This window comes from Staphylococcus pettenkoferi (assembly GCF_002902685.1).
Taxonomy (GTDB): domain Bacteria; phylum Bacillota; class Bacilli; order Staphylococcales; family Staphylococcaceae; genus Staphylococcus; species Staphylococcus pettenkoferi.
In genome coordinates this window covers 1-11,441 of the sequence record NZ_PPRN01000076.1, presented here as the reverse complement: position 1 = coordinate 11,441, position 11,441 = coordinate 1, and the positions used below count along the sequence as shown (strand labels likewise).

Below are 11,441 nucleotides of genomic sequence, written 5' to 3'. Positions count from 1 at the left end.
ATTAAGTTTATTAAAAGTAACTACAATCTATATATTCATAAATTAAGGGTCGAAAAGGCAATTACACCTTTTCGACCCTTATTATTTAAGTCATTGTCGTTATAGATAAATATTTTAATGTTTGATAAGAAAGTTGAATTTCAAGCGGCTTTGCCCACTCGTAACGTACGAATTCAGTTTTAGGGTGGTTTGACTCGTGTACGTGTTTCGCAATTTGTGGATCTAGCTCCATCGTTTGTAGATGGGGTTGAATGATCGTATCAATCGTACCGTAAGTATTATTTAACGTACGAGTAAACAGTAAGAAGTCACGTGTAAATGCGTGATGAATCTTCACGACGAGTGACACATCAGATTCTTCATCAAAGCGGTAACCACCAAACAGTAGAACGTGATATTTCTGATCACTTTGATACATTAAACCATATGGTAAAGACATGACTTGTTTACCGATAAATGGTGTAAGCAAACTATAAATATGCACGATAGGGCGATAGCTTTCAAAGGCATTGAGTAATTTAACTGCATCGCGCTCTGAGCTTTGCATATCGAATGCTAAGCCTCCAATATACTGACAGAGATCTATATAGAATTTCGCAGGTAGTGTATAAGATGATTCTGCTTTCGATTGGAAATAAGCTCTTAGCGTACTATGTGTGAGCCGGCTGAAGACCATTTTCTTTTTATCCTTACCAAATAAGTTAATAAATTGGATTAATGCTTCTCGTAATGAATCGCCAACATGGAAATTGTCATCTATTTCAATAAGCTTGTCATGTAACGTCTTCAAATCTGAATCAACAAAGTAATACTTCAAATCTAATGATTTCAATGTATCGATAAAGTATTCCTGTTGCGTGTGATGGAATAAATAATAATCGATGACCATCGCAAATTGCAAATCTGGGAATAATTCGATCGCTCGGCGACGCATGACCGAAATCGTCTTCACTGATAAACTCTCACTGTCAAAGAGAATGACGAGATGACGTAGCACTTCACTAGATAAAGTGCCGCCCCAAATGAGTTGTTTCAATTTCTCTTCAAGTCTATAGTACGTATTCACCTTACTGATCTTGAGTATCACATGACCTTGTTTAGAGGATAAGCGAATTAAACTCTGAATATTGTCATAGGTATTAAAGTGATTGGCATCTTCAACGTTAAAGTTTTGAATGATGAAATGAGGTTGTTGGAAAATTTCAGCATCTAAACCTGTCTCAATACGTTGTGTGTAGTACTTCAGCTTGTGTAAATTGTCCACCTTAATCATCATGTCTATCGGATGAATGTAACGGCTTTCTACTAGATTGTCGAGATCAATTTCTTCAACATTACTCGATTGTGAATGCTGAGAGAAACTCTCTATGAGCGTGACGAATCTCGCGTAATTTGCTACCTTAACGATCAGTGGATTCTTCGTTCTGATGACGAGCACTTTGTAGCGGAAGACAAACTGTTTCGGCGGTTCATGTAAAAAGTATTTAAACTGCTTTGAAAACGTCGCGATGTTTTGGAAATTATATTTCGTTGCGACCTCACTAATTTGCATATCAGGCTCAATTAAATCTCTGAGTGAGAGTGCAATTTTTAACGAATTCGCATACGTTTTAAAGTTCATATTCAAATGTTTCGCAAAGATAATCGAAATGTAAGATTGTGAAATAAAGAATTCTTTCGCAATCATCTTCGGTGAAACACTTTCATAAATATGGTCGTTCGTAAATTCAAGTATCTTATTTAATAAAGGTAAGTCTGTTGTAATTTCTGGTAAATACGGTGAATTGATGTTCACTTTTGCTTATAGTAGTAAGAAATCGAGTAGCTTCAAGACTGCTGTAGTAGTAATCACACGGTTAACAGTATTTTGCTCAACATCACGTAAGATCAAAGATTTGAGCTCTCGAGGTGATGAAATCTTATTGTAATCAAAGTAGCAGTGCGAAGTGGACTCTTCTCTCTTCAATAGCATAGAGAGAGGAATGCGGACCTCTACTACATTAACGCCTTCTATTACTTGATATATATCGCCATTGTTAATGATAATTCCGGAATAAATATTCGTTCTTGCTCCGTTAAGGTGAAGGGCTAATGGATCTGCTAAAGGGAATAAGATAATGACTTCATTTATACAACGTTCTAACTCAGTTGAAAGTAGTTCGTGAATGCTCAACGTAGGTTTTTGCATGGTATATCCCCCTGTAATACGTATTACAAGACATTTTATAGTAGAAGAAACGAAATATGTGGAAATCATCTCATACGTGATAAATTTACGAGGTAAGGCGTTTGTAACATTCAAATTTTTATAGTTTTTGAGGTTAGAGATTTGTGTTTTTAAAATAATGAAAGGTTAGAGTGAAAAAATGAAGAGGTTCTTTTTCGAGAGTTAAATTTTGAAAAGTCATAACTATGCGTCGCAAAAAGAGGCATCAAATTTTAAAATATTAACTGTTTATGGATGTTGAGCGTCTAATCAGCCAGAGCATTGAAAATGACCCTGGCTTTCACAGACGTCTCGTATAATGAATGGTCGTTCATTCCTAGTGAAGTCGTATAAAGTGAATGTATGAATGACTTAACTGTGATGAAGTAAGTAACGGAAGAAACAACTCACTCATTATATGAGTTAATTATATAGCTAGGGGAGTTAATTGACAACACAAAATTCAGAAAATTAATAAAAGTTTATTCTCTTAATAAATTTCTTAAATATTTAAGAGCGTCAATTTCTTAATACAAGGTTAGTAAAATGCCACAATTAAACAAAAAAGTAGAACCGCGATTCACTTATGTCCACGGTTCTACTTATTCGCAATATAGCAAAAGCTTAGCTATCGCGCTTTATCTTTTCAATAAATCGACTAAAACTAACTCACATCTTCAAATGACAAAATTTCAACTCTTATATGATTTCGAGCTCAAAAGCTCCGCCATTCATCCGCTATCATTGTTTACTGATTTAAATATTTTGGGAAGAGTTGCGTATAGAAATCAACAAATTGAGTATAAACGTCTTTAGATACATATTCATCAACTTGGTGCGCTTGGCCTGATTCACCTGGACCAAACATGATAAAGCCAAATTGTTCATCTTTATCTTTCATCAAGAAAGATGCGTCGGTTGTCGCCGTTGTTGAAGTTAAGTCAAATGAACGATTGAAATGAGATTCAGCTAATGATTGCGTCATTTTAATAAAGTCACTGTCACCAGTAGTAGAAATTGGATCGCGATTAACGTAAGGTTCAACAGTTAAATCGACGCCTTTCGTTTCTTCCACTTGGTCTTTGACCTCATTAAATAAAGATTCGAAACGTTTATTATCATATTCTGGAATCGTACGCATATTGAATAACGCTTCCGCGCGGTCTGGAATAGAGTTCACTTGGTCGCCACCGTTAATGACTGTACCGTTCATTGTGGGTGTACCGAGAACGTCACTTTTAACATCTACTTTACTATAAGCTTTGTTTAAGTAATGAATGAAATCAGCGAGTGGGTTAATGGCGTTAAAGCCAAGTTCTGGCATAGAACTATGGGCAGATTTACCTTTAGATGTCACGCGAATATCCATCGTACCTTTATGTGTGTAAACGAGTCCATCTTGAGACGGTTCAGCGATAAGTAGGGCGTCTACATCATCCATGTAACCTTTCTCATATAGATCTTTCGCGCCGGCACTCGTAATTTCTTCTCCCGCAGTAGCCATGAAGCGAATCGTGCCTTGCTTCAAAGTGCCAGCTTCTTTAATCTCGATTAATGCGAGCGCGAGTGCAACTGTACCTGATTTCATATCAGCAGCACCACGTCCGTGAAGGCGACCGTCATCATCTTCTGTAAGTTTAAACGGTTCATAATTCCAGCTATCTAAATCGCCTGTTGTTACTACATCCATGTGTCCTGAAACGCCTAGTACTGGGCTACCATTACCAATTTCAGCTACGAGATTAGCACGAGAATCTGAGTCGTTAACACTGATGATTTCAGATTGGATATCATGTTTGTTAAAAAGTTTCTGTAAGTATTCAGCGACATCTTTCTCATGATCATTCACCGATTCAATTTCGACGACATCAGATAGAATCTGTACTTTCTCTTCGTTAGTAAATACACTCATATTGTGATGCTCCTTATTGTTAAAATATTGTGATACATTATGTTATACCACTTTTCTGCAATTTCCTAACTTGGGGGAGCAAGACAGAAATCAATTTATTGATTTCGTAGTCTTGCCCCCGCGAGGACGACTAGCGTTTGAGTAAGCGCTAGCCTACTCAAATGCAGACAGCTACCGCGTAATTGCTAAACCAATACTCACAGAAAAACCCTCATTCTTCCAAATGTAGCTGATAGAACGCTAAGTCGAGCCATCGTCCAAACTTGTGACCAACTTCTGTAACCGTGCCACAATGACGGAAATTGAACTTCTGATGGAGTGAAATGCTCGCCGTATTCTCTGCATCAATACCCGCGACCATCGTATGATAGCCAGACTCACGTGCGAGACGAATTAGCTCAGTCAGTAACTGAGTTGCCACACCTCGACCTTGATAGTTCGGATCAACATAAATCGAATGTTCAACCGTGTAGTGATATGCTGGCCAGTCACGGAAACTTCCATATGTCGCGAATCCAGAGACGTGCCCATCTGATTCATAAACAATAATAGGTTCTTCTTTCTGCTCTTTTTCGACATACCAAATCAGTCGTTCTATCTCATCAACAGGTTCATAGGTATAGACAGCCGTCGTGTGTTCAATTGCGTAGTTATAAATATCTACTACGTCAAACAGATCATCTTGTGTCATTGGGCGAATCATATAGGTCTAACCTTCTTTCATATTTATAGTTGGGGTAAAATGACTTTTACATATAATAACTAAAGTGTAGCATAAGATATTTGAAAAAGTTCGAGTGTATATTGCGTACAATAGGGTGGATAACATGATATACTATGACTTAAATTACTATCTGTCATAACGGAGGAAAGCTATGAAGAAATGGGGTAGCCGTTTATTAACACTTGTGGGCGTTATTCTCATATTAGCGGCCATTTACATGTTTATGAAACCACATATCGATAATTATTTTACTCAAAAGGATAACGAAGACAAGATTGAACATTATGATAAAAATAATCAAAAACAACACAAAGAGAAGAAATCGGAATCGACACCGCAAATACCTAAAGATCCATCGAAAATGGCAGGGTATATATCTGTGCCAGATGCGGAAATTAAGACGCCTGTTTATCCAGGGCCTGCTACACCTGAACAACTGAACCGTGGTGTTAGCTTTGCAGAAAAAGATGAATCGATGTCTGATCAGAACGTGGCGATTGCAGGGCATACCTTTACAGACCGCGATCACTATCAGTTCACGAATTTACCTGCTGCACATAAAGGTAGTAAGGTGTATTTAACGATTGATGGGCAGAAGCGCACGTATAAGATTTCGAAGATTTATGATGTGAATCCAGACGATGTAAAAGTGTTGGATGAGCATAAATCTGATAAACAACAATTGACGTTAATCACGTGCGATAAATATAATCAGCAAACCGGTCAATGGGAGAAACGTAAAATCTTTGAAGCACAGGCTGCATAATGTTGATTTACGTATGTAGTCTTTTAACATGAAAAAAGTTAGACCTCTCAAATTAGGGCGATAAGTCATTAGTCACCTTAATTTGAGAGGTCTTTTATTATAAGTATTGAAGTGGCTTGTTTAATATCACTGATTTGAATGGTGTTAAGTAGTCAAAGTGATGACCCTTTTAACTTCAGTAACATCGCACGTCTCTTAAGATTTAAGTGCGTTCACAAAGCGTTGCGTAATCTCTTTCGGACGTGTAATCGCACCGCCTACAACTGTGCAATGCACACCTAAGTTGGACACGGTTTCAAACATCTCAGGTGTGATCACGTTACCTTCCGCAATGACTTTCGCATCTACAGCTTCAAGCACATCTTTCAAGAATTGGAAATTATCCTCGTAAAGAATGTGACCTTTCGTATAGTCAGTGTAGCCACGTAATGTAGTACCGACGTAATCAAAGCCGAGTTCGTCTGCTTGTTTCGCTTCTTCTAACGTTGAAATGTCAGCCATGATTTCTACGTTTGGCGCATGTTCGCGGATATATGCTACGAGCTCAGACAATGATTCTTTCGGACGCGTTTGTGTCGTCGCATCGAGTGCAATGACTTCGCAACCACTTTCAATCAATTCGTCTACTTCTTGAGAAGTCGCAGTGATAAAGACCTTTGAACCTTCATAATCGCGCTTCACAATTCCGATGATCGGTAAGTTGACTTCTTGTTGAATCGCTTGAATATCTTCTTTCGTGTTGGCGCGAATACCTACTGCGCCCCCTTGGTAAGCAGCAAGTGCCATTTTAGACATGATAAATGAAGAGTGTAATGGCTCGTCAGGTAAGGCCTGACATGAAACGATTAACCCTTGTGGTAACATAATTCTTCACTCCAGTTTGTATAGTTAGATGATGATCGCCCTAGTTTATAGTCCGTCCTGTGAGGTGGTGCGTGAGCCGATTATCTCATTGTTTTCAATATAACACTCGGAAAATAATAATCAATACTTTTAGTTGTTGTGAAAAATATTTTCATATATACTGAGAGACATCCATTGTGGAGAAATAACAAAGACTGCGCCGGACAAATAGTTTACCGGTTCGAATTTTAAAAAATGAACATTTTACTGCAATTGCACAAAGGGGAGAGTAAGCAATGAAATTTGCGAATCGTATACAACGCTATCGTCATTTACTGACGAAGAAGGATAAAGATATTGTCACATTTATTGAAGAAACGGAATTCACAGACGATTTCTCAACGATTAATTCACTTGCGAGTGCCATCGATACGTCTCCTGCCACAATCACTCGCTTTGCGCATAAACTCAATTACGAGAACTTTCAAGATATGAAATTCAGTCTTCAACAAGAGAAGACGGTGAAACCGATCGAGAATAGTCCACTTATTCAACGCATACATAACTATCATCAGAACGTGATTCAACAGACGGGAGAGTTCGTCTCGGAGAAACAGATTCAGCGTTTCGTCAATCAGTTAAAGCGCAGTCGCCAAATTATTTATTCTGGCTTAGGCAGTTCAGGTTTGTCAGCAACCGAATTCTACTATCGTACGATGCGTATGGGCATGAAAGGGAATGTCTCTACGGATGCACATCAGATGAAGATTCACGCGTCATTATTATCGAAGTCCGATACGTTCGTTGCCATCTCAAATAGTGGTGAGACGAAAGAGCTGATAGCAGCAGCGAACATCGCGAAAGCACGGGGTGCCTTTGTCGTCGCGATTACCAACTACGAGGGGAGTACGCTCACGCAATCTGCCGACTTAGTTCTGTTAACGACAGACCAGAAACGCATTAATGATCCATACTTTGTGAATACGCAAATTGCGACGTCGTTCTTGGTCGACATCGTCAGTTATTTACTCCTTGAAGATGACTACTTACGTGGCTTGTATCGTCAAACGACGGAAGTGATTTTAGCGGATAAAAAGGGTGACGTATAGCCTTGATTGACAACATTTTAACTATCAAACTAAAACGCACGAGGTGGAATAAAACGCGTTCCACTGTCGTGCGTTAATTGATATCTTATTGAAATTGTGCCACCGCACCATACAATGCGGCATCGTTCTGCGTCTGCATCGTCTGTATGCGCGCATGGCCATATTCAGGTGGAAGATAATGCGCAACCTTTGGCGTAATGTAGCGTAAGAGACGTTCGCCTTGAGATGAAATCCCTCCACCAATCAGGATGAGCTCAGGATCATAAAGGATTTGAATTTGGGCAATTCCTTCGGCAACATCTTCGCTCCACGCATTTAAGATTTCTTGTGCCTTCGAATCTCCCTCATCAATCGCAAGTTCAAACAATTTAATAACATCATCACCATACTCAAAGTGATGTGCTTGCATACGTTGTTTCAACGCACGCACAGATCCTCGCAACTCATACGTCGTCTCATCAGTAGAGCGATAGAGTAAGTATCCAATCTCATTGGCACGGTTTCTCGCGCCATTATATAAACCTGAGTGCTGATCGTAGAAAGCGCCACCTATTCCAGTGCCTAAAGTGAGACAGAAAATATTCTTAGCGTCATACTCATACAAACTCAATTCGCCAAGTAAGGCAGCGTTCACATCGTTGTATACATGAACATCCTTGCTAAAAGGGGCAAGCAACGCCTTGAAATTGGTGCCATTAAAGTTAGGAATCGTCGGACCTGTATAGACGATGCGACCCGCTGATTCATCGACAACACCTGCTGTTGAAATGCCGATTTGTGGGTGGATCAAATGATGTTTGTCTATGTAACGTTGCGCAAGTTCAAAGACTGCATCCGTAATCTTCGCATCGATATTGTTAGGCGTTTCAATCTTCATCTTGTCTTTCAACGTGAGATTCGTATCGATGATTCCTCCCTTGATATGTGTTCCACCGACATCTATCGCTATTCGCTCCATGGTATGACCTCCATCTCCATTTGGTTTTAATGAAAAATATTTTCACAGAATCGTCATGAATATGACTTTTATTTTCAAAATAATATTGATACTCCTTATGGTAGCGTTTACAATTTGAATTGTAAATCACTTTCTTATTGTATAAAGCAGCCAAAAGAACTACAACAACGAATTTGTGAATATTGTGAAGTTGAGATCATACTGGAGGTTATTAATGATGGACGAACGATTTAAAGGATTATATGCAGCTTTACTCGTACCTTTCGACGAACAAGGCCAAGTGCTTGAAGAAGGTTTGAAACAAATTGCACGTAATGCGATTGAAACAGAAGGTATGGACGGACTTTACGTTAACGGAAGCTCAGGAGAGAACTTCCTCATTAGTAAAGAACAGAAGAAACAAATCTTCAAGATAGCGAAAGAAGCGGTTAGTGACGACGTGAAACTCATCGCACAAATCGGTGCACTCGATATGAACGAAGCGATTGAGTTAGGTAAATATGCGACAGAACTCGGTTATGACGCGATTTCAGCCGTTACACCGTTTTACTATCCATTCAGTTTTGATGAAATTAAAGAATACTACTTCAAATTGATTGAAGAAACGCAAAATAATTTCATCATCTATGCGAACCCTGGCTCAACAGGTGTGAACATTACGAACGAACAATTCGATGAGCTTTTTACTCACGACAAGATTATCGGCGTAAAATACACAGCACCTGATTTCTTCTTACTTGAACGTTTACGTCACACGTACCCTGACAAACTCATCTTCTCAGGCTTTGACGAAATGTTGATTCAAGCAGCAGTTACAGGCGTAGACGGGGCCATTGGTTCTACATACAACATCAACGGTAAACGTGCACGTCAAATCTTCGAGCTTGTTCAACAAGGTCAAGTACATGAAGCATTACGCATTCAAAACGAAACAAACGACATTATCAGCACAGTGTTAGAACTTGGTATCTACCCAGCGCTGAAAGAAATCCTCGGTTCAAGAGGTATTGAGAGTGGTATGCCTAAACGACCATTGAAACCACTCAGTGACGATAAGAGAGAACGTTTGAACAAATTAATACAACAATATCATTTATAAGATTAAGGGGGTGGGAATATGCATCAAGTTGGTTTTGGGTTATGGAACTGGGTAGCAGTCATCGTCTACTTGGTGGCAATGTTATTAATTGGGTCTTACTTCACGAAACGTGCGAGTAAAGATACAGATAGCTTCTTTACCGCTGGAGGTAAGTTACCTTCATGGGTAGTTGGTTTCTCGATTTACGCAACAACGTTAAGCGCGATTACATTTATGTCCACGCCAGAGAAGGCTTTCTTGACTGACTGGGCTTATGTTGCAGGTACAATTACGATTATCGCTATCGTACCAATTCTGAATTACTTCTATGTACCTTTCTTTAAAAAGTTAAGAGTAACTTCAGCTTACGAATATTTAGAAGCACGCTTTGGCCCAAGTATTCGTTTAATTGGTTCACTATTATTCGTCCTCTTCCATTTAGGACGTGTCGCTATTGTTATTTACTTACCGACACTTGCGATTACATCAGTTTCAGACATGAACCCGTACATCGTCGCAACACTCGTCGGCGTACTCTGTATTCTATATACATTCCTAGGTGGATTCGAAGGGGTTGTATGGAGTGACTTTATCCAAGGTGTCATCCTCCTTGGTGGTGCTTTCTTTATCATCTTACTCGGCGCACTTCAAATTCACGGTAACTTCGGCACAATTTGGCACGACGCAATGGAACACAAGAAGATCTTGAGTGCAGACAACTTCGTCATTAACTCAGCAAGCGCAGCCTTTCCAATTATCTTTATTGGGAACATTTTTAACAACTTGCATCAATACACAGCGAGTCAAGACGTCGTTCAACGTTACCAAGCTTCTGAATCGATGAAAGAGACACGTAAATCCCTTTGGACAAACGGACTATTAGCCATTCTATCCGCACCATTATTCTACGGTATGGGTACAATGCTATACTCTTTCTATCAACATGCAGGCACATTACCGAAAGATTTCAATACATCTTCCGTAGTACCATACTTTATCTTAACTCAAATGCCACCATTTGTAGGCGGTTTACTCGTTGCGGCTATCTTTGCGGCAGCCCAATCGACAATTTCCTCAAGCTTAAACTCAATTTCAGCTTGTATCTCAGTCGATATCAAACACCGTTTCTTCGGTAAAGGTAAAGAGAAAGACGAAGTGAAATTCGCACGTTTGATGATTATCCTTGCCGGCCTCTTCGGTTACGGCATGTCCATGTATCTCATCTTTGCGAAGTCAAACAACCTTTGGGACTTATTCCTACTCATCACAGGTCTCTTCGGTGTACCACTCGCAGGTATCTTTGCAGTAGGTATCTTTACAAAACGCACAAACACATTCGGCGTTATCGTCGGCTTGATTGCAGGTATCCTAGTCGCTTACTTACTTAATGATAAAAGTAATCCAAGCGCACCATTCTACGTGTCAATCATGTCATTCACGATCGCATTTATCATATCTTATGTTGTGAGCTTATTCACACCAGTTAAAACCAAAGATATTACCGGTTTGACGATTTATGACAAAGACAAACCATCCACTTACATTTCAAAAGTTAAGACAAAAGGTTAATCGATTAAATACACCTCTAAAGTTAGTTCTAATACTCGCTTTAGAGGTATTTTATTATGACTAAATCAATTCTTGAGATGATGGTTCCCTTGCTTAGGGGGCTGCATTCAACTAATTTTTTCTCGCTCAGAATAGCTCGAAAAAATGGATTTTTATTGCAGCCTAGCTCCCTCAAGCGTGTCACATCATCTTCTGCGAATTGAAAATAATATATAGTTTTAAAGATAGTGCTTTAAGAGCTTACATAATGACTATGTCTAAGTTAAAGAATATAGA

10 protein-coding genes are annotated in these 11,441 nt (G+C 39.2%); 4 read left to right on the top strand and 6 right to left on the bottom strand.

Annotation, left to right across the window (positions count from 1 at the left end; translation table 11 throughout):
• Nucleotides 1-85: 85 nt before the first annotated feature.
• The 4 genes from CD126_RS11355 to CD126_RS11340 all read right to left on the bottom strand — a co-directional run bounded on the left by CD126_RS11355 (nucleotide 86) and on the right by CD126_RS11340 (nucleotide 4,821).
• Nucleotides 86-1,795 carry a helix-turn-helix domain-containing protein gene (locus tag CD126_RS11355; RefSeq protein ID WP_103370515.1) on the bottom strand — a complete coding sequence of 570 codons (1,710 nt, stop codon included), beginning with the start codon at nucleotides 1,793-1,795 and terminating at the stop codon, nucleotides 86-88.
• A gap of 6 nt (nucleotides 1,796-1,801) precedes the next feature.
• Nucleotides 1,802-2,188: a hypothetical protein gene (locus CD126_RS11350; protein WP_049408229.1), complete on the bottom strand. Its 387-nt coding sequence runs from the start codon at nucleotides 2,186-2,188 to the stop codon at nucleotides 1,802-1,804.
• Between the two features lie 766 nt (nucleotides 2,189-2,954).
• The gene (locus CD126_RS11345; protein WP_049408231.1) at nucleotides 2,955-4,118 is read right to left on the bottom strand and encodes an ArgE/DapE family deacylase; all 1,164 of its coding nucleotides are present in this window, start codon (nucleotides 4,116-4,118) and stop codon (nucleotides 2,955-2,957) included.
• Between the two features lie 211 nt (nucleotides 4,119-4,329).
• Nucleotides 4,330-4,821 (bottom strand): GNAT family N-acetyltransferase, encoded by a 492-nt coding sequence (locus tag CD126_RS11340; RefSeq protein ID WP_049408233.1) that lies wholly within the window; start codon nucleotides 4,819-4,821, stop codon nucleotides 4,330-4,332.
• A gap of 172 nt (nucleotides 4,822-4,993) precedes the next feature.
• Here CD126_RS11340 and srtA point away from each other — a divergent pair, with 172 nt between their 5' ends.
• Nucleotides 4,994-5,608 carry a class A sortase SrtA gene (gene srtA / locus CD126_RS11335; RefSeq protein WP_049408235.1) on the top strand — a complete coding sequence of 205 codons (615 nt, stop codon included), beginning with the start codon at nucleotides 4,994-4,996 and terminating at the stop codon, nucleotides 5,606-5,608.
• Between the two features lie 195 nt (nucleotides 5,609-5,803).
• Here srtA and CD126_RS11330 read toward each other — a convergent pair whose 3' ends face one another.
• Entirely contained in the window at nucleotides 5,804-6,472 is a 669-nt protein-coding gene (locus tag CD126_RS11330) for an N-acetylmannosamine-6-phosphate 2-epimerase (protein ID WP_049408237.1), read from the bottom strand.
• A 275-nt stretch (nucleotides 6,473-6,747) separates the two neighbouring features.
• Between CD126_RS11330 and CD126_RS11325 the strand changes: the two genes are divergently transcribed.
• On the top strand, nucleotides 6,748-7,560 hold the full coding sequence (locus CD126_RS11325) for a MurR/RpiR family transcriptional regulator (protein WP_049408239.1): 813 nt from the start codon (nucleotides 6,748-6,750) through the stop codon (nucleotides 7,558-7,560).
• A gap of 85 nt (nucleotides 7,561-7,645) precedes the next feature.
• Here CD126_RS11325 and CD126_RS11320 read toward each other — a convergent pair whose 3' ends face one another.
• Entirely contained in the window at nucleotides 7,646-8,518 is an 873-nt protein-coding gene (locus CD126_RS11320; RefSeq protein ID WP_103370514.1) for an ROK family protein, read from the bottom strand.
• Nucleotides 8,519-8,735: 217 nt separating this feature from the next.
• Here CD126_RS11320 and CD126_RS11315 point away from each other — a divergent pair, with 217 nt between their 5' ends.
• Together CD126_RS11315 and CD126_RS11310 are read left to right on the top strand one after the other, a co-directional pair.
• Nucleotides 8,736-9,617: an N-acetylneuraminate lyase gene (locus CD126_RS11315; RefSeq protein ID WP_049408243.1), complete on the top strand. Its 882-nt coding sequence runs from the start codon at nucleotides 8,736-8,738 to the stop codon at nucleotides 9,615-9,617.
• A gap of 18 nt (nucleotides 9,618-9,635) precedes the next feature.
• A complete protein-coding gene (locus CD126_RS11310) occupies nucleotides 9,636-11,165 on the top strand; it encodes a sodium:solute symporter family protein (RefSeq protein WP_002473105.1) in 1,530 nt (509 codons plus the stop codon).
• The last annotated feature ends 276 nt before the right edge of the window (nucleotides 11,166-11,441 follow it).